The 18593-nt window shown below is 57.1% G+C and carries 16 protein-coding genes and 2 pseudogenes; 12 read left to right on the forward strand and 6 right to left on the reverse strand.

Annotated features, from left to right (window positions below):
• Window positions 1-248 (reverse strand): hypothetical protein (locus B2M20_RS17725; RefSeq protein ID WP_201789039.1); only part of this gene is annotated, 248 nt, incomplete at its 3' end.
• 350 nt (window positions 249-598) lie between these two features.
• On the opposite strand from B2M20_RS17725, the gene B2M20_RS17730 reads away from it, so the two are divergent.
• Window positions 599-1039, forward strand: a complete 441-nt coding sequence (locus tag B2M20_RS17730; protein ID WP_079448360.1) for a VOC family protein — start codon at window positions 599-601, stop codon at window positions 1037-1039.
• Between the two features lie 784 nt (window positions 1040-1823).
• Here B2M20_RS17730 and B2M20_RS17735 read toward each other — a convergent pair.
• Window positions 1824-2015, reverse strand: coding sequence for a hypothetical protein (locus tag B2M20_RS17735; protein ID WP_079448347.1), 192 nt, complete (start codon window positions 2013-2015; stop codon window positions 1824-1826).
• Window positions 2016-2593: 578 nt separating this feature from the next.
• On the opposite strand from B2M20_RS17735, the gene B2M20_RS17740 reads away from it, so the two are divergent.
• The 4 genes and pseudogenes from B2M20_RS17740 to B2M20_RS17750 all read left to right on the forward strand — a co-directional run.
• Window positions 2594-2848 carry a hypothetical protein gene (locus B2M20_RS17740; protein ID WP_079448348.1) on the forward strand — a complete coding sequence of 85 codons (255 nt, stop codon included), beginning with the start codon at window positions 2594-2596 and terminating at the stop codon, window positions 2846-2848.
• 191 nt (window positions 2849-3039) lie between these two features.
• Window positions 3040-5373: a Tex family protein gene (locus B2M20_RS17745; protein WP_079448349.1), complete on the forward strand. Its 2334-nt coding sequence runs from the start codon at window positions 3040-3042 to the stop codon at window positions 5371-5373.
• A 227-nt stretch (window positions 5374-5600) separates the two neighbouring features.
• Window positions 5601-5705: pseudogene (locus B2M20_RS20445) on the forward strand (phosphate acetyltransferase); the annotation flags it as partial.
• Window positions 5706-5710: 5 nt separating this feature from the next.
• A pseudogene (locus B2M20_RS17750) lies at window positions 5711-6072 on the forward strand (hypothetical protein); the annotation flags it as partial.
• A 389-nt stretch (window positions 6073-6461) separates the two neighbouring features.
• On the opposite strand, the gene B2M20_RS17755 reads toward B2M20_RS17750, so the two are convergent.
• Genes B2M20_RS17755 through B2M20_RS17770 form a run of 4 tightly spaced genes read right to left on the reverse strand, consistent with a single transcriptional unit; the run spans window position 6462 to window position 13692 of the window.
• On the reverse strand, window positions 6462-6668 hold the full coding sequence (locus B2M20_RS17755; RefSeq protein ID WP_087881223.1) for a hypothetical protein: 207 nt from the start codon (window positions 6666-6668) through the stop codon (window positions 6462-6464).
• A 14-nt stretch (window positions 6669-6682) separates the two neighbouring features.
• Window positions 6683-10357, reverse strand: coding sequence for a glycogen/starch/alpha-glucan family phosphorylase (glgP, locus tag B2M20_RS17760; protein ID WP_079448351.1), 3675 nt, complete (start codon window positions 10355-10357; stop codon window positions 6683-6685).
• A gap of 42 nt (window positions 10358-10399) precedes the next feature.
• Window positions 10400-11284, reverse strand: coding sequence for a glycoside hydrolase family 65 protein (locus tag B2M20_RS17765; RefSeq protein ID WP_158081564.1), 885 nt, complete (start codon window positions 11282-11284; stop codon window positions 10400-10402).
• Window positions 11285-11286: 2 nt separating this feature from the next.
• A complete protein-coding gene (locus B2M20_RS17770) occupies window positions 11287-13692 on the reverse strand; it encodes a phosphoketolase family protein (protein WP_079448353.1) in 2406 nt (801 codons plus the stop codon).
• Between the two features lie 464 nt (window positions 13693-14156).
• Here B2M20_RS17770 and B2M20_RS19295 point away from each other — a divergent pair, with 464 nt between their 5' ends.
• From B2M20_RS19295 to B2M20_RS19905, 7 genes are all read left to right on the forward strand, one after another.
• Window positions 14157-14504: a hypothetical protein gene (locus tag B2M20_RS19295; RefSeq protein ID WP_139372952.1), complete on the forward strand. Its 348-nt coding sequence runs from the start codon at window positions 14157-14159 to the stop codon at window positions 14502-14504.
• A gap of 43 nt (window positions 14505-14547) precedes the next feature.
• Window positions 14548-14757, forward strand: coding sequence for a hypothetical protein (locus B2M20_RS17780; protein ID WP_079448355.1), 210 nt, complete (start codon window positions 14548-14550; stop codon window positions 14755-14757).
• A gap of 626 nt (window positions 14758-15383) precedes the next feature.
• A complete protein-coding gene (locus tag B2M20_RS17785; protein ID WP_079448356.1) occupies window positions 15384-15695 on the forward strand; it encodes a hypothetical protein in 312 nt (103 codons plus the stop codon).
• A gap of 135 nt (window positions 15696-15830) precedes the next feature.
• On the forward strand, window positions 15831-16001 hold the full coding sequence (locus B2M20_RS19690) for a hypothetical protein (RefSeq protein WP_158081565.1): 171 nt from the start codon (window positions 15831-15833) through the stop codon (window positions 15999-16001).
• 898 nt (window positions 16002-16899) lie between these two features.
• Window positions 16900-17163, forward strand: a complete 264-nt coding sequence (locus tag B2M20_RS17795; protein WP_139372954.1) for a hypothetical protein — start codon at window positions 16900-16902, stop codon at window positions 17161-17163.
• Entirely contained in the window at window positions 17160-17435 is a 276-nt protein-coding gene (locus B2M20_RS17800; protein ID WP_244553585.1) for a hypothetical protein, read from the forward strand. The genes B2M20_RS17795 and B2M20_RS17800 overlap by 4 nt, the downstream gene beginning before the upstream one ends.
• A 334-nt stretch (window positions 17436-17769) precedes the next feature.
• Window positions 17770-18081, forward strand: coding sequence for a site-specific DNA-methyltransferase (locus B2M20_RS19905; protein ID WP_201789040.1), 312 nt, complete (start codon window positions 17770-17772; stop codon window positions 18079-18081).
• Window positions 18082-18593: the final 512 nt, after the last annotated feature.

Here is an 18593-nt window from a genome sequence, read left to right on the forward strand (position 1 = left end):
CTACCCGCCCAGCCCACGCGCCTGAACCCGCCGCCGGCGAACCCGCCTCTAAACCCGCCGGGCATCCCCATTCCAAATCCACCGCCCCGAAAACCGCCAAATCCGCCGCCGCGGAAACCACCGCCTCCAAATCCGCCGCCACCCCTGAAGCCCCCTCCTCTCTGCGCCGACGCCTGATCCGGCACCAGCGTGAGAACCGATGCGGCGATTGCTACGCCACTCAAGATGGTCAACACTTTCTTACGCATTGCACACTCCTTCGGGTTGAGCGTTTCGCACTTGCATCAGGCCGGCTTTGACTGCGTCAATGGCCCAGTACGATCCGCCCAGGACGAACACTCGACGTGCAGTCACACATCCCGGCCGCACCAATAACGTTAGCACTGTTTTCTCGTTCCTGCGCGGGTAGATCGCAGGTCGTGGTCTGATGGCGACTTCCGGTCCTGGCCCTGACCTCGCGCACGAACCGGCGCAGTGAAACATTGAGCCAGCCTTGCCTACCGTGTGGCGGGGCGAGCTGATAGTCTTGCAAAAGCGGTGAGCCGGATACCGATGGTTCGCGCGCGGAGATGTGCGGCGCTAGTGACGCGGAGTGATGATGATACTCAATCCGGATCATATTACGATTGCGGTAGCAGACGCTGGCCCGGCGATCGACTTCTTCGCTCTTCTTGGCTTCAGAAAGGATCACGTCGCGATAATCGACGGCGGACTCCCTGCCCGCTACATGGGCATGCCGGACATGAAGGCGCAGCACATCACCCTCGCTCTCGAAGGAGCCGATCCTCAATTCGAGATTCAGCTTCTTGAGTTTGAACCCACCCCAGGGGCCGATCCGGGTGCGCACCCAACGAACCTGCGACGACGAGGCTTCAATCATCTCGCCTTCCGCGTCGACGACCTTGAGGCAACCACTGCACACCTCGTGGCTAGTAGCGTGACGGTGCTCAGCGACGAGATGAACTACGTCAACCGAAAGCTGCGGCTCTTTGAGGGTCCCGAGGGCATCACCGTCGAGTTGGTACAGCGGGACAGCTAGATGCTTCTAGCTTGGACCCCAAGGCACTCGGGTACTGGCATGTCAAAATCGCGAGCGTCTAAGGGCGGAGCGGCTGGCTCGTGCGCCCGTCGAACCACCCTCGTCTCCGAAGCGAGGCTGAAGGCGAAGCGGTAGCTTCGCGTCCCTTTTCTCGCGGTACAATCCGAGCTACGTTCCGACGATCCGAAGACGTTACCGGCATCAAGAGAAACGCCCAATGCGACGGAAGTTGATCGCTACGGCCCTGTTCGGGTTCACTGCTTGGGCGATCGTCACGTTTGCCATGATGGTAGCGAAGTGGACCAGTCAAGTGCAGTCCAGATCCAGCGTTACTCACACGAGCCCTAGGTGAGGGTCGCAGAGCCAGAATTAAACTCTCGGATCATGCCCTTCTTGAGTGCGTCGGATGCAACCTGGTCACAGCCTTGTGACCCATAAATTTGCAACCAGGGGTTCAAAAGCAACGATAGCAAATCGGAGAATGCGCATGTCAGACGCAACGGGAGTAGGCAGCATTTCGGGCGGAACGCTCGACGCCGATGCGAAGAATAAGACGGGCAAGACCAAGGAGCAGCTCACCGAGGAGAAGTGAAAGGAGCTGGACGAAAAGATCGCGAAGAGCGGCGACGCGAACATCAAGTACGCCAAGCCGGGCCGCAGCGACATCTGGCCGTAGGATTGCGCGCTAGGGACCCCGCCATCCCCCGAAGGCCCCTCGACCCTAGTCGTGCACGCCGCAAGCTCCCTAACGGGCTGGCGGATTTCGTTGGGGCGCAGCTCATTCCTAGGGCTGCGCTTGCGTTGCGGGGTGCGGCGGATTCTCGGCGGACTTATCGTGCGTGTTGTGGCCGGGGGAGATCAGCAGGAGGCCAAACAGCACCAGGATGACCACCCCCGCGATAGCCCAGCGGGTGGTTTTGGTGCGCTTCGCATCGCTTGTTGCCCTGGGAGGCTCGTCGTTATTGGGGAATGCCATGGCTGCGCTCCATGCCTGTTCGGGATAGCAACCTCACCGGGCCGTGACCGTTCCCGGAAGGCCGCACACGGGCGCGTGATAGTCGCCTCCTCTCGTTACAAGGCTGCTAGAGACATTCTGCGAGGAGATAAACGGCGGCGCGTCGATTTAGAAATACCCGCATGTCGGTTTGTCAAAGACGGGACACGATAGCAAGCCTCTCGATCGGAGAGATGTTATGTTGAAAGGATCAATGATCGCTGCGGCGACTGCCGTTTCTGCGCTGGTGACGTTTCTGGCCATGCCCGTTATTTGTCCTTTGGAAGGCGCTCCGTCTTGGCTGGGCGTGTTGGTCTCAAAGTGAGCCGGAGGGTTTGCCGCCCGTCCAGACGAGGATGTGCGCCTCACGACGCGGTACTTCGACCTCCTCATGCCGTGCGCCATCGCGTGGCCGATGCTCGGCTTCGGGACTCAGTCGTATTGGTGCTCCGCCTCCCGCAGCGAAAGCACGCAAGGGCCGCAGACACAGGATTTCGAGGTTTACTAGCCGGACTCAACGAGGTACGCGTTCTGCCTTGTTTAAACGGAGAACGGCTCCTATGAAGAGACTCGCGCTGAGCGCGCTTATTGCGTTTGCGGCCGCGCCGGCGTTCGCCGAGACGGTGGTCCATCACGAGGAATACTACGTCATCCGCGATGCCGCGACGAAGAAGTGCACCATCGTGGACAAGAGGCCAGCGACCACCACGAACATCCCGACAACCCCGTCGACTATCGTCGGCCTCGGCGTCTTCAAGACCCGGTCAGAAGCGGAGGCCGGCATGAAGAAGATGGAGGTTTGCGACGACGACTAATGCGCTTCGCTAGGATTTCGACGTATCGGATTCGCACTGAAATTGTGGCCACGCCCATCATTGCGATCGAAGTTCGTCCCCAGACTAATTTGTTTGTTCCAAGAGGTTGATCAGTCAGTCGACGGTAGTTCATAAGCGTCATTTCGCGGCGAGACATTTTTATTCGTCGCGATGGTTCAGGATGATGGCGCGTGGCAAACATCAATCGACGGATCGCGGACGAGCTCGGCGTTCACGAGCAGCAAGTTGAAGCGACGGTTGCGTTGCTCGATGGGGGCGCAACCGTTCCTTTCATTGCTCGTTACCGGAAGGAAATCACGGGTTCCCTGGATGATGCTCAATTGCGGGCACTCGAAGAGCGTTTGAATTATCTGCGTGAACTCGAAGACCGTCGTGCCGCGATTCTCAATTCGGTTCGCGAACAGGGAAAGCTCGACGCCATATTGGAAGCAGCAATTCTCGCTGCCGATAGCAAGGGGCGTCTGGAAGACATTTACCTTCCGTTCAAGCCGAAGCGCCGCACCAAGGCTGAGATCGCCAGAGAGCGCGGACTGGAGCCGCTGGCTCAATTGCTGTTGGCGGAACCGCAGAATGATCCGAAGACGGTAGCAGAGCCGTTCGTAAACGTCGACAACTCGATCGCCGATGTCGCGGCTGCGCTGGACGGCGCCCGCGCCATTTTGGTGGAACGTTTCGCGGAAGATGCCGACTTGATTGGCGTATTGCGGGAAAGGATGTGGTCGAACGGCCTGATGTCGTCCGCCGTGCGGAGCGGCAAGAAGACCGAGGGCGAAAAATTCAAGGACTATTTCGAATTCAGCGAGCCGCTCACCAAGCTGCCGTCACATCGCATCCTTGCAATGTTTCGCGGTGAGAAGGAGGATATTCTCGACCTTCAGATATTGCCCGAACCAGCTACGGCTACGCCAGCTGCGGTCAGTACCTACGAATTGAAGATCATGCAGCGTTTCGAAATTTCCGATCGCGGCCGGTCCGGCGACCAATGGCTGATGGAAACTGTCCGCTGGGCCTGGCGGACCAAGATTCAGGTTCATCTCAATATCGATTTGCGGATGCGGCTTTGGAACACAGCCGAACACGAGGCGGTACGTGTGTTCGCGTCGAATTTACGCGACCTGTTGCTCGCGGCGCCAGCGGGCGCACGCGTTACCATGGGGCTCGACCCCGGATTCCGCTCCGGAGTCAAGGTCGCTATTGTCGATGTGACGGGCAAGGTGGTGGCCACCACGGCGGTCTATCCGCACGAGCCTCAGCGGCAATGGGATGCGGCACTCGCCACGCTCGGCAAGCTCGCCGTTCAACATGGCGTTGACTTGATCGCGATCGGCAACGGTACGGCGTCGCGCGAGACCGACAGGCTCGCTACGGATCTGGTAAAATCCCTACCCGATATGAAGATGTCGAAGATCGTGGTGTCGGAAGCCGGCGCATCGGTTTATTCAGCGTCGGCTTTTGCGTCAGAGGAATTGCCCGACCTCGACGTCACGCTACGCGGGGCGGTATCGATTGCGCGGCGGCTACAGGATCCACTGGCCGAACTGGTCAAGATCGATCCGAAGGCGATCGGCGTGGGCCAATATCAGCATGATCTTGGCGAGAGTAAACTGGCTCGCTCCCTTGATGCGGTGGTCGAGGATTGTGTTAACGCGGTCGGAGTCGATGCTAACACGGCGTCTGCACCGCTCCTCGCACGCGTATCAGGAATCGGCGCAGTGTTGGCGCAAGCCATTGTCCAATACCGTGATAACAACGGGCCGTTCAAGGCACGTAAAGGGCTAAAGCAGGTGCCTCGACTGGGGCCGAAAGCGTTCGAACAATGCGCCGGCTTCCTGCGGATCACTGGTGGCGACGATCCGCTCGATGCCTCGGGAGTCCACCCGGAGGCCTACCCCGTCGTACGCAAGATTCTTGCTGCCACCAAAAGCGACATCAAGGCCCTCATCGGAAACACGAATATCCTCCGCCAGATCAAGCCGCAGAGTTTCGTTGATGACACCTTCGGTCTGCCGACCGTGGTCGACATCCTCCGCGAGCTCGAAAAACCCGGCCGCGATCCTCGGCCGGCGTTTAAGGCCGCGGTCTTCAAAGAGGGAATCGAGACGCTCAAGGATGTCAAACCTGGCATGATCCTCGAAGGCGCCGTAACCAACGTGGCCGCCTTCGGCGCCTTCGTCGACATCGGCGTCCATCAAGATGGGCTGATACACATTTCGGCGATGTCGAAGTCTTTCATCAAAGACCCGCGCGATGTCGTCAAATCAGGGGACGTCGTCAAGGTGAAGGTACTGGAGGTAGATGTCGCCCGTAAACGGATCGCATTGACGCTCCGTCTCGATGATGAGCCCGGCGGCATGAGCGAGCGGCCAGCGCAAGGCACCCCAAAAGACAAAAGCCGGCGGATGACGTCGACACCGAGCAAGCCGCATCAGCAATCCGGCGGCGGAGCGCTTGCTGAAGCTCTGCGGCGCGCTAACGAGAAGAGCGGAAACGGTAAGACTAAATAACCCTACTGCGCTCTCTGCTGTCCGCCGAAACCATGCATTTCATCTAGACAAATCGGAGCTAATGCTTCGAGATGACCGCTGCGCGCTGAAGCTTTCCTCCAAAGCGCAAGCAAATCATTTTCAAGAAATCGAGGCCGAACGCTCCGGACCTAGCTGACTTCAAAAGTGGAGAGCCGAGGCGTCGCCCGAAATCAATCCGTTACGGTCAGATGGATCGAGACAGATTCTTGACGTCTCGTGCAGACTCGGCGCGCGCTCGGATGGCCTCCTGCGCGGTCGCGGCTCTCTACGCGAATGCAAGGCATCAACGGGCTCCAACAGTTTCCGCGTGATCGCTATGGATACTATCCTCGTCGTCAATGCAGGCTCCTCAAGCGTCAAGTTCCAGATCTTTTCGGTCGAGGGAGAGGGAGATCTGCAACGCCAGATCAAGGGCCAGATCGATGGCATTAGCAGTCGTCCTCGCCTGCGGGCGAGCGGTTCCGACAACGAACCTTGGTTGACCGCGTCTATGCCGAGGGTGTGCGGCGTTACGGATTTCACGGTCTCTCATATGAGTATATCGCGAAGACTTTGCCGCACGTCGCGCCCGAGATCGCCAACGGGCGGGTAATCGTTGTCCATCTCGGTAGTGGAGCTTCGATGTGCGCGTTAAAGGATGGACGCAGCATCGAGAGCACGATGGGATTCACGGCGATGATCGCCCAGCACCCCTGTCACTGTTAGGTGCAGCTCGGAAAAAGGAAACCAAGGCCGGAAATTGCTGGAACGATTTTCAGCCTGGCGATTGGCTCAGTTCCATCGACGTTCGTAATTTACGATGGGGCTCGCCTACAAGCTGCACAACACCCCGCCCGCCAGCAAAGACCTTGTGAGCCGGGTCATCGAACAGTTCCGCGCGGCAGGTTGCCACGCGCGTTAACAGGCTCCGGTCTCGCAGAGCGTCCCAGCGATAGCCAAATCGTCATTGACATCATTCCACTTCTGAAACACTTCCTTCGAGCGCCCGCGCCAGAAGGACTATGGACCGTGGCTGCGCCAGATACGTCGCCGGCCTTACGACAGGTGCGCTCTCCCAAGGGGATATATCATCGAGCGAAGCGAGCGAGGTGCGTGCGATGTTTAATGGCGTCGAGGGGGATAATCCGTGACGGCTGGGCGGCATTCTCACTATCAAACAGAAGCAACTCGAGCATGACGGCATGCTTCGAGAATATGCTGAAATTAACGCCGCCCGGAAGAACCGTCGCACCGAGAGGAGCGCTCGTACCCGATGTGACATCACCGGCGCTCATCGTCCGCATCCTGCTCATCTCTCGTCAGGAACAATTGGCCTAACGTTCCAGATGTCGCGGCAGTACTCCCGGACCGAGCGGTCGGATGAGAAGCGACCGACTCGCGTGCAGTTCAGAATGGACATGCGCGTCCATGCGCTCTGATCGGAGTACGCTCGACTGACGCTTTGTTGGCATTCCACGTAGGCCTGATAGTCGGCTAGCAGCATGTAGTCGTCGCGGGTGATCAGCGATTCGACGAGGGGCTGGAAGAGTGCGCGATCACCGTTCGAAAAGAACCCCGAACTGATGAGATCGATCGCTTCGCGCAGCTCCGGATTTGACTCGTAGAATTCGCGCGGCGCGTAGCCCCCAGCCTTCAATCGCTCGACCTCTGCGGCCGTCAGACCGAACAGGAAGAAATTCTCGGGACCCACGGCGTCGCGGATCTCGACGTTGGCGCCGTCCAAGGTGCCAATTGTCAATGCCCCGTTCATGGCGAATTTCATATTGCCTGTGCCAGACGCCTCCTTGCCTGCCGTGGAGATCTGCTCCGACAGATCCGCGGCGGGGTATACGCGGTGACTGTTTTTGACGTTGAAGTCCGGCAGGAACACCACCTTGAGAACCTGAGAGACGACCGGGTCCTGATCGATGGCTGTCGCGACTGAGTTAATCAGCTTGATGATGAGCTTGGCCATGCGGTATCCGGGAGCAGCCTTGCCGCCAAAGATGACCGTTCGGGGAATTTCCGCGGCGCTGGGAGCACGCCTTAGTCTGTTGAAAAGAGTGATCAGGTACAAAACGTTCAGGTGCTGACGCTTGTACTCGTGCAGCCGCTTGACCTGAATGTCGAAGAGCGAGCGCGGATCAACGATGACGCCGGTTCGTTCCTTGATGAGAGCCGCCAGCACACGTTTGTTATCGGCCTTAACGGCTTGCCAATCTTTCTGGAAGTCGGCGTCTACAGCTAACGGCTCGAGGTGTTCGAGCTCCTTCTCCAAATCTGCTAACCATCGGTCACCAATCTTCCGGGTGATCAGAGCGCTCAGGTTCGGGTTGCTCAGAGCGATCCAGCGGCGCGGCGTCACACCATTAGTCACATTGAAAAATTTTTCCGGCGCTACTCTGTAGAAGTCGCTCAGCACCGTCTGCTTCAGAAGTTCGGTATGGAGGGCCGCGACACCGTTGATCGCATGGCTGCCTACGCTGGCGAGGTGCGCCATGCGTATATATTTTCCTCCCGCCTCGTCGATCAGCGAGAGCCGCCGGAGGAGCTGATCATCGCTCGGATAACGCAGCCGAATATCGTCCAGGAAACGACGATTGATCTCGTAAATGATCTCCAAATGGCGCGGCAGCAGTCGGGCAAACAACGGTAGCGGCCATCGCTCAAGCGCCTCGGCAAGAAGCGTGTGGTTCGTGTAGCCGCAGGTCTGCTGGGTGATAGCCCAGGCCTGATCCCATTCCATCGCGTGTTCGTCCACAAGGAGCCGCATCAACTCGGCGACGGCGATAGAGGGATGCGTATCATTCAACTGCGCTGCCCAGTATAAGTGGAACTCGTGGAGCGGCTTGCCGCGCAAGATGAGCAACCGGATCATGTCCTGGAGCGAGCAGGACACGAAGAAGTATTGCTGCGCCAGCCGCAGCTGCTTCCCGGCTTCGGGTTCGTCATTCGGATATAGAATCTTGGTGATGGTTTCCGATGCAATCTTCTCGTCAACCGCCCGGTAATAGTCGCCGACGTTGAATGCTTCAAAATCAAAAGATTCCGTAGCTTCGGCCTTCCATAAGCGCAGCAGATTTGTGGTGGGCGCACGATAGCCTGGGACCGGTGTGTCGTAGGCGACGCCCTTGACCACTTTCTCAGGAATCCAGCGTACGCGCCAGGATCCGGCCTCGTCGCGATAGCGCTCCGTGCGTCCGCCAAGCTTCACATCGAACGCGATCTCGGAGCGAATGATCTCCCAGGGATTACCAAAGCGTAGCCACTTGTCCGTCAGTTCGATCTGCCAGCCGTCACGGATCGCTTGATCGAAGATCCCGAACTCGTAGCGAATGCCATAGCCGATCGCAGGAACGTTGAGCGTCGCAAGCGAGTCCATGTAACACGCGGCCAATCGGCCAAGACCCCCATTTCCTAACCCGGGTTCCTCCTCTTGATCCAAAAGGCTCGATAAATCGCCCTGCCCCACTCGCGACAGCGCATCCTCTACTGCTCGCCAAATACCAAGATTGACGAGGCTGTTTCCAAGATGCGGCCCGGTCAGAAATTCCGCAGAAAGATATGCAACGACCTTGGCGTCCGGATTCGTTTCGGTAATGGATTCTAACGTAGCTACGTAGCGCTCCATCATGCGATCGCGAACGGTGTAAGCGAGGCACATGTACCAGTCGTTCCGTGTCGCGTATCGTGGCAGTTTTCCAAGAAGGCAGTGCAAATTCTCGATTAAGGCTGCGGCGATCGCATCCGCACCGAGTCCGGTACGAACGTTCGTGAGAGCGATCGGACTGGACGAGTTGACTCCGGAACGAATCGCGGTTGCAGATCCCATAGGTTCGTCCTCCATGCTGGCCCAATCGCATTCTGACTCACGAAACCGGATCGCCTTTCTGGTCATCTTGGCGCACATCGATTTTTGCCGACGGAGCTCGCCGATCCAGCAATCTGAACTCTCAGTTGGAAAAGCATCACCCAGCAGGAACATCGCTAGAAGCACGTCCGCCTGTTTGATCATTCGTTTTCGATAAATGTTCAGTGGATGATAAAACAAGAGCAGCGGATAACGCTCGCGCGGCGTATTCTGAAGATCCCACGGCTCTCGGTCCAGAAAGCTGTCGTCCTGAGGAATGACCTTCAGCTTCTCGTCATATGGGACATACATGTTTTCCGCCGCGCGAATCCATGCTGTCACCTCAGAGGGCTCGAGTACCGTTTTGTGCACAAGAGTATTGTATGCGTCCGGTTCTGTCTTGCGCATGGATTCGACAACGTGAGCTGCGTAGCGCAAGTTTTCGCGGGCCATCAAGTTCGTGTATGCATTGTTGTTTACGACTGCATTGTATTCGTCTGGCCCGGTGACGCCGTTGATACAGAACCTGTCGCCTTTAGTATCCGAGTAGAAGCCCAGGTCCGCCCACAGACGTGCGGTTTCGACAAGCATTTCGGCGCCGTAGTCCCGCAGAAACGATTCATCGCCCGTTGCCTGCACGTACTTGCGCAGCGCGTATATAATGTCTGCGTTGATGTGATATTGTGCTGTACCTGCAGCGTAATATGCCGATGCTTCTTCGCCACTAATGGTCCGCCACGGAAACATCGCTCTCCGGTGGCCTAACTCCTTGGCGCGGGCCCGTGCCTGAGGCAGCATCTTGTAGCGGAATGCCAGCAGATTCCTGGCGATGCGGGGCGAGGTGTACGTCAGAAACGGCAGAAGATAGATTTCGGTGTCCCAGAAGTAGTGCCCTTCATAGGCCTGTCCGGTTAGGCCCTTCGCCGGCACACCCCTGTCTTCGGCACACGCCGAGGCCTGCAGGATGTGAAAAAGATTGAACCTGATTGCCTGCTGGATCTCGGCGGTGCTGCGTTTTGTTCGATCTTCTCTGACGTCCTTGATCCGAACATCGCTTCTGCGCCAGAAATCGTCCATGTACTGCTCCTGGGAGGCGAGCAAATTCTGGAAGCCCTGGCTCATCACGCGATCCATTGTCCACCCAGCACGGCTGCAGATCTGTTCGGGAGTATCCGTCTACGAGGCGTGATAGGCCATGAATTTGGTAAGCTGGATGGAGCAGCCCGGCCGCGCTTCGATTGTGAAGGCGACTTGGCCGGAGTCACCATTATGGGCGACTTTGTAGGAATACGGGCAAGCGCTCTCTATCGCATGGTCAGTCGCGCATGCGAGGACGAACCGGCTTCTTTCGGTCGAATGGCACAGCACGATGCGGCGGTCTTTGGAATAGGTGGACCGCTGATGCAGCACGCGGCCTGGATGGGCTTTCGCCAGTCGTGGATCGTCTTCCCTGCTGCGAGTGCCGCGTTCGTCTGCGGTCATCTCCGATGAGATCACGACAAAAGCTTGTGCATTGAGTATTGTTACACGATAGGAGATGGCGGCCACGTGCCTATTGACGAAGGAGACCAAACGTCGGGATATAAAGGACACTTGTTTGCCAGATGGAGTTTCCCAAACAATCTCCCTGTCTAGTGTTCCCGTCTTCATATTGAGTCGTCGGTCGTAGTTCAAAAGGTGCGCATGGGGCAGCCAGAACGGCTCGTCGTCGACGAAAAGCTTGATGACTTTGCAGTCGGTCACGTTACAGATCGTCTGACCAGTCCTTGCGAAGCCGTAAGCTTCTTCTCCGTAGATGATCGGCCACGTTTCATAGAACCCATTAATGAAAGTGCCGTTTTCAGAGTTTGGGCCGCCCTCCTCCGGGCACCCCCGTATGCCGAGGTACCCGTTACCGAACGCTAGCATCGTTTCGAGCTGAGCCCGCAATTCGGGATGAAACGCTTTTTCGACGACGTTCCATTCGTCGGCCGGATAATCGTGGGATGGCCGGCCATTGAGGCTCCGCGCTGTCTTCTCATGTCTCATCGCGCAAACGTTCATTTTCGGCTCCGCCGGCACCTTTAGACGTTGTCGGCCTCGGTCGAGTGAACGACCGCAGAAGACGCCTCCTGCCCCCATCTCCAGCCAGTGATCTCCGGCATGTCGTCTCCACACCGGGCGATGAAGGTCCTGTGGTCGATGAGCTTGTCGCGGATGGCCTGCTTGGCGTAGGCAGCGCGCGATCCAAGCTTCGGCACGCGATCGATTACGTCGCTGACGAGGTGGAAGCGATCTAGCTCGTTAAGCACGCACATATCGAACGGTGTCGTGGTGGTGCCCTCTTCCTTGTAACCCCGCACATGCACGTTGTTGTGGCTCGTGCGCCGGTAGGTCAGTCTGTGAATCAGCCACGGGTACCCGTGGAACGCAAAGATGATCGGCTTGTCAGTCGTGAAAAGCACGTCGAAATCATGATCAGTCAGACCATGCGGATGCTCGCTCGAAGGCTGCAGCTTCATCAGATTGACGACATTGATGACGCGGACTTTTAGATCGGGCGCGTACCTTCGAAGGAGGTCGACAGCGGCGAGCGTCTCCAGCGTTGGCACGTCACCACAGCAGGCCATTACGACATCGGGCTCGCCACCATGGTCGTTGCTGGCCCATTCCCAAATACCCAATCCAGCTTCGCAATGCTTGACAGCCTCGTCCATCGTCAACCATTGAGGAGCGGGCTGCTTCCCCGCGACGACGACGTTGACGTAGTTTCGGCTGCGCAGACAATGATCAGTGACCGAGAGCAAGCAATTAGCATCAGGGGGGAGATAGACGCGGATGACCTCAGCTTTTTTGTTGATGACGTGGTCGATAAACCCTGGGTCTTGATGGCTGAAGCCGTTGTGGTCCTGGCGCCAGACATGGCTCGACAATAAGTAGTTTAGCGAGCCAATAGGCCGCCGCCATGGAATGTGATTGCAAACCTTCAGCCACTTGGCGTGCTGATTGAACATCGAGTCAATGATGTGGATGAACGCCTCATAGCAGGAGAAAAAGCCGTGCCGGCCGGTCAGAAGATAGCCCTCAAGCCAGCCTTGGCATTGATGCTCGCTGAGCATTTCCATAATCCGCCCATCGGGTGCTAGATGATCATCCCAGGGGAAGGTGTTTGCAGCCCAGGCACGATTGGTGACTTCCAGTACATCCTGCCAGCGGTTCGAGTTGTTCTCGTCCGGACTGAAGAGCCGGAAATTACGGGCCTCCATATTTAGCTTCATTACATCGCGAAGGAACCGACCCATGACTCTCGTAGATTCGGCGGTTTCGACGCCGGGTGCGGTCACGTCAACAGCGTAATCGCGAAAATTTGGCAGCCGCAGTTCGCGCAGGATCAACCCGCCATTGGTATGCGGGTTGGCGCTCATGCGACGTGCGCCTCGAGGGGCGAGGTCGGCCAACTCGGGGAGGAGCTGGCCGCTGTCATCGAACAGCTCTGAAGGTCGATAGCTCCTCATCCACTCTTCGAGGAGACGCACATGGGCCGCGTTCCGATGCATCTCACCCATCGGCACCTGGTGAGATCGCCAATAATCCTCTGTGCGCTTGCCATCAATTTCCTTCGGACATGTCCAGCCTTTGGGTGTGCGGAGTACAATCATCGGCCATAGTGGGCGCTCCTCAAATCCATCTTTGAGTGCAGCGGATTTAATGCGCTGAATTTCCCCGACAACCTTATCCATGGTTGCGGCCATCAGCTCGTGCATTTTTTCCGGCTCATCCCCCTCGACGAAATATGGCGTATAGCCGTAACCGCGAAATAGATGATCCAATTCATCATGACTGATGCGCGCGAGAATGCAGGGATTGGCGATCTTGTAGCCGTTCAAGTGAAGTATCGGCAAGACCACTCCATCGGTCGCCGGGTTCAAGAACTTATTGGAATGCCAGCTCGTTGCCAGCGGTCCAGTTTCCGCTTCGCCGTCGCCGACGACACAGGCCACGATTAAATTGGGGTTGTCGAAGGCCGCTCCGTAGGCATGTGAGAGGGCGTAGCCGAGTTCCCCGCCTTCGTGAATCGAGCCAGGGGTCTCCGGTGCAACGTGGCTCGGGATACCGCCCGGGAAGGAGAATTGGGTGAATAGTCGCTTCATTCCCTCTTCATCGGGAGAAATGTTCGGATAGACCTCGCTGTAGGTCCCCTCCAGGTAAGCGTTCGCGACCAGCCCGGGACCACCGTGTCCGGGGCCGGTGATGTAGATCACGTCGAGATCGTGCTTCTTAATCACCCGGTTAAGGTGGACATAGATGAAGTTCAGGCCTGGCGTCGTTCCCCAGTGGCCAAGAAGCCTCGGCTTGATGTGATCCTTTGTGAGCGATTGCTTAAGCAGCGGGTTGTCGTAGAGATAGATCTGGCCGACCGAAAGGTAATTGGCCGCCCGCCAGTACGCATCCATCATCGCCCGCTCTTTGCTAGAAAGCGTGCTTGCCATCCCTATCTCCCAGCGATACCTGCAACGTTAAACCTGTTGTCAGTCCTCACCTAGAAGCTCCGATCCGCATCTCCATCGGCCCGCCCTCCCCCAGCATCACTTCCGATCCCCGAAGATTGTCGCTGTGAACTCGGATGCGAATTCCGCCGGCCTTCCATGCCATTCACCGTTCGATGGTCATCCCGAAACCGAACAGCCAGTTTGATCTAGATCAAGAGCTGCCGAGCGGACGCTGCAAGAGCGTAACCTGTATACGCTGTAGCATGAGTGCACAGACTGGCCGCCCGATCCCGTGAACAATTGGCGAAAACAATCGAACCGCGCATCGTGGGGGCGCTTTGATCGGCTATCAGAGAAGGGAGCAATTCCCTTTGGTCACCAGGCTCGCGTAGGTTCCTCTGCGGGGTGATCAAGAGCGCTTCAAAGCGATACTTGATGGCAATCGTGACGTTCCGCTTCGAACGATGGCAATTCCCACCGTGGATCGGGACGCCGCAGTCAAGTTGACTCACAGATTCGGTGATCCATCATGGCTCGGCGAATACTTGGCGAGTGAAAGCAAACCAATTTTGAACCGGCAGTCTTTTTCAACGAGAAGGTTTATTTTTATGAGTGATTTGAAACTTCAAGGTCCGAACTTCAACTTTGAAACCTTTAGTGAGGGATTACGCATTACGCGAATTGCGGACAGTGAGCAGCGTGCTTCGAACAGCGCTGAAGTGGTCGCGATCTTTGCAAAGATGGTCACGACGGAAATGCCGGGTGCGCATCAAGAAAGGCTGTTTGGATTGATGTTCGATGCGCTGGCATAACCGCGCAGATCCAGACAGTGCCTTTTGAGGAAAGAGGGATTTTATGGTGGACGATTTGAAACTCGAAACACCTGATTTCATTTTTGAAGCTTCGAGTACGGGCATTCTCATGACGCGCGTCGCCGATGGCCGATGGGTAGCGGGCACAAGTGCAGTCGCGGCGGCGTTTTCGAAAATGTTGAAGGCCGCTGACCCAGCGCGGCGGCCGATGCTTTTGGATTTGATGTTTCGGGCGCTTGATCCGGACACCTAGACGCGACCCGGTTCAACCTATTCTCAGATTCGGGAAACCTATTCTCGGAGAAAGGCTACCTAAAAATCATTTAGGCTTTTGTTGGCGATGCGGTATTTGCCTAGTGGCGACGGCGGTTCGGATGTTTTGAAGCTCCTCGCCGCCGTCGCCGGAACGCCTGAGCTTTTGGACACCGCACTATGCCTCGCTTATTGGCGCGCTTTCGAGCCCGGTGTTTCAGCCGCTGAGGCCGCATGACGCGGCCAAAGCCGTCATCGTTTAGGCGGCGGAGAGTGCGACGCAGGACGGCAACCGCGCTAGCGCAATGGCTGGTGCGGTCGCATCGGCAACGTGGTTGTAGCCATGATCGCTCCTAGACGGCGGTTGCGGTTAGAGCCGGACGCGAGGTCGCCACTTTGCTCCGGCCTGTTTTCGTGATATCATGGTTGCATGAATAATTCAATTCGTGATAACATGAAAACACCAAAAAAGAGAGCGCCTGCTACTGGCGATCTAATCGGCGTTCGCGTCCAGCCCGGTATGGCCAAGGCCCTCGACGACTGGCGTCGGAAACAAGACGACCTACCTGGCCGTCCGGAAGCGGTTCGGAGGCTGGTAGAGATTGGGCTGAAAGCGAGGAGGGATAGATGAGCGAACCTACGGATTCTGAGCTAACCACGATCTTCCTCGTTCTGAACGAGGGCAGCCCGGATGAGCATGGTGTGCGCGTAGGCACCGTAAACTTGTCGTCGGAAGACGAGCGTATGCAGGAATTGATCGGGACCCCAAAAGTGTATGGCCTGGTCCAGGAGGCGCTAACGGCAGCGGGCGAAACAGTGGGCGCTGAGAGTTGCTTTGCATTCATCCCGGCTACCGACGAGGAGCGTAAGGCTTGGGAACAGGAGCGCCTGGGCGCTCGCGAGGGTGTGTACTTTCTGCCCTACGAAGCGAGGAAGTGAAGGCAAGGTGCCGCCTACAGACCTAAGCCGGACGAATGCAAGGCAGGCCCGCCGCCGTCAAGGGGGATGCTGTTCATCTTGCAAACGGCGGGCATTTTTTCGTTTTTCAAATAGAGAACCCCGCCGGAGCGGCTCATGTTGACCAAGTCAGAACAGTACAGAGAAAATGCCCGCAACTGCGGTGAACTCGCCGACGATGCGAAGGACCTGCCTTCGAAGAACCGCTATAGACGCATGCAGGATGCCTGGCTCGCACTTGCCGAGGAGCAAGACTGGCTAGATGGACAGTTGCCAACTCACAAATAGAAAATCTCGCCCGAGCAATGCATTAAGCGTATGGCGGCACTTCGACGAGTGTCCCAATCAAACGGAGCAATGCCTGCTGTTCTGGGCCTTTCCCACTCCGTAGGAATTCTCCCAGTTCAATATGCGACAACCGTCCGCCGGATGGGGAATTAGGCTGGTGAATGATAAAGGCATGCCCGTCTGTCGGCTCGCGACCTAAGTACCAGGAATCGCCATTTGGGCTTCGATATAGTTCGCGGCGTTCTGTCATGACTTGCCTCCTCCTGTCTTGAGGTCAGTCTATCACAGGGGGCGCGGAGAAAGCCTTTCGGAATGGACTCTCCAAGACCAAGCGACGGCCCCGGCAGCCTGCAAATGCCGGGACCGCCACAGGCGGGGTGTCATGGGCAAACACCCCAATAGCCAAACTCCCAACTGGCATAAGGTTGCTCTTCCAAATGAGGATTATTTACATCGCCCCTAAGAACATTGGTGCAGCCTTCCGCGACGGGGCGTCTACCCACCAAACTCGACCATAAAACCTTCTTTTCTTTCTAAGTTTGGTCGTCATCGTTGGAGCGTCGGAAGGTACCGCCGTCTTCGACGAGGGTCGTAGCCTTTTTTTGTCGTATCCAAGGCTTTCAATGCCGCGCGGTCAGCCGCAAGAGCGGCGCACTCTGTGGTGTTGATTTTCCAGAAACCACTCATTGATTTGAAAAACTCCGTTATTGAAAATTGCCGCGCGCCAATTCATCCGAGGTCGCGGTGGTGATGGTAATGTGAATGCTCAATCACTTCGTCGTGTGACGATGTGACTCAACCTGTCCGAAGTTTAATTCGCTCGACTCATCATCGTCAGAGTTCCGCAGTACAGCCGTCACCGATGCATGGTACAGCGCTGCCAAAACGGAGATTCAAGATGTTTGATGCAGAGCTAGTTACGATAATGCGAGGCGCGCTTGCGCAAGCCACACTGGACGTTCGCCCTGATCCATCAACCAAAGCGTTGATGGCCGAGCGGATTCTACAGTCAGCCGCGAATGGCACCCGCTCGCAAGAAACATTTCGGATTATTGCGAACGAAGCCGCGGCAGACAGCGAGCGATCACGACTCCTTAACCCGCCTCACCCGAGCGAGGTTGCTGTTGACGGCCTCGATGCAAACAATTTTAAGCATCGGTGAAAATTGGTCTCAGTAACTTTGAGTCACTTTCAGGCATCGGCTGGAGCCTGTTGGAAATGCCTACGCTGCTCGAAGATCACAAGTTGCCATTAGTTCAGTTGAAGGAACGGCGGCGTGACCTGATTGTCGGCCTCATGGGACACCAAGGACCATTGTCAAAACAGCAGATTGCAGAAATCGCTGCCATCCAAACTGCCATCTCGGCTATCGAGGCGGTTCTCGACGACCTGGACGCTGAGGCGGAGGTCGCGTTACGAGACCGCGCGGCATAGCAGCAGCGTTGGTCTTACCCAGCAGCCTCATAGGCGGCGGCCGTGGCTGTAGGCTTGTTGTCGTCGGCGGGGACGACCGTGCAGGACCTCGCCACTCGTCCAACGCTTCGGTGGAATACACAATCGCGCGCTCGAACCGCATAAACCGCGGCCCGCCGCCGTAAATGCGCGCTTTATCCAAAAAAAATTCTTCGACACGCCGAGATGCTCGGCCGCCTCCACTACCCTTACGTTTGCCATCAGCACCTCCCGTTTGCCGGTGTTGCTCCCTTAATTAGGGGTCTACGCGCAGTTCAGGGGCGGGTTGCTTTGCTGGGAATAAATTGGCCGGAGGATGCTCAGCTCGCGAGCGGGCAGGCACGGCCGCTACCGCACCAATGTGTGGAGCTACGCCGGCGTGAACAGTTTCGGTAACGATCGTTCCGACCTTGCCCTTCATCCGACGGTCAAACCGGTCGCGCTGGTGGCGGATGCCATGATTGCGACCGAGCAGACGGGCCGCCGCGGTTACGGGATCGAAATCGACCCGCTCTATCGTGACGTCATTATCCGCAGCCTGCGCACAGCATGCCGCCTTGAAGCCATCCTCGAAAGTGCAGGGAAGTCCTTTCAGCAGATCCAGGTCAAACGCTCTGAACCGAACTGACGTTAAAAATTGAGGAACGATCCGCCTGCTCCCCGTCGGCAACTTCGAGGGACATGGATGGATTTTAAAGAAATTGTTCTGCACCAGGCGAGATACAGTTCACCGCACGACGGCAGATATCATACCGCGCGACCATGAACGTACTGGCGCGCGGTAGATGTGCTGCACTACGTTGTGCTCAGCGAAATATCCAAGGCGCACGCCTTCGCTGCCGTTGCACCGGGAGTACGGTTTAGCTTTTGAGCGATCTTGGCTACGCCAGCCCTCTGCTTCGCGAGCGCCTTGAGAGTGCGAACGTCGTCGTTCGTCCAGTAAAAGATATATCCTTGATATTTCTTTTTAGAGGTGTAGATTTTGACTCGTGACGAGGGTCCTAGTCCCTCCCTTCGCCGCAAACTCCGCGATCCGGTACGAGTACCAGTAGGTACCGGGTCGCTCTGCTCACTTCACGAAGATGGAACGGTAGCTTGATTTTGGTTCTGTACACCAACCAAACTAACGAGGGGCTGAGA

Origin of the sequence: Nitrobacter vulgaris (genome assembly GCF_002028545.1) — a bacterium.
Taxonomy (GTDB): Bacteria; Pseudomonadota; Alphaproteobacteria; order Rhizobiales; family Xanthobacteraceae; genus Nitrobacter; species Nitrobacter vulgaris.

Excerpts from the sequence above, each read along its gene's own strand:
- B2M20_RS17730 (WP_079448360.1), top strand. The coding sequence starts at position 599 with ATGATACTCAATCCGGATCATATTACGATTGCGGTAGCAGACGCTGGC.
- B2M20_RS17735 (WP_079448347.1), bottom strand. The coding sequence starts at position 2,015 with ATGGCATTCCCCAATAACGACGAGCCTCCCAGGGCAACAAGCGATGCG.
- B2M20_RS17740 (WP_079448348.1), top strand. The coding sequence starts at position 2,594 with ATGAAGAGACTCGCGCTGAGCGCGCTTATTGCGTTTGCGGCCGCGCCG.
- B2M20_RS17755 (WP_087881223.1), bottom strand. The coding sequence starts at position 6,668 with ATGAGCGCCGGTGATGTCACATCGGGTACGAGCGCTCCTCTCGGTGCG.
- glgP (WP_079448351.1), bottom strand. The coding sequence starts at position 10,357 with ATGGATCGCGTGATGAGCCAGGGCTTCCAGAATTTGCTCGCCTCCCAG.
- B2M20_RS17770 (WP_079448353.1), bottom strand. The coding sequence starts at position 13,692 with ATGGCAAGCACGCTTTCTAGCAAAGAGCGGGCGATGATGGATGCGTAC.
- B2M20_RS19295 (WP_139372952.1), top strand. The coding sequence starts at position 14,157 with ATGGCAATTCCCACCGTGGATCGGGACGCCGCAGTCAAGTTGACTCAC.
- B2M20_RS17780 (WP_079448355.1), top strand. The coding sequence starts at position 14,548 with ATGGTGGACGATTTGAAACTCGAAACACCTGATTTCATTTTTGAAGCT.
- B2M20_RS17785 (WP_079448356.1), top strand. The coding sequence starts at position 15,384 with ATGAGCGAACCTACGGATTCTGAGCTAACCACGATCTTCCTCGTTCTG.
- B2M20_RS19690 (WP_158081565.1), top strand. The coding sequence starts at position 15,831 with ATGTTGACCAAGTCAGAACAGTACAGAGAAAATGCCCGCAACTGCGGT.
- B2M20_RS17795 (WP_139372954.1), top strand. The coding sequence starts at position 16,900 with ATGTTTGATGCAGAGCTAGTTACGATAATGCGAGGCGCGCTTGCGCAA.
- B2M20_RS19905 (WP_201789040.1), top strand. The coding sequence starts at position 17,770 with ATGCTCAGCTCGCGAGCGGGCAGGCACGGCCGCTACCGCACCAATGTG.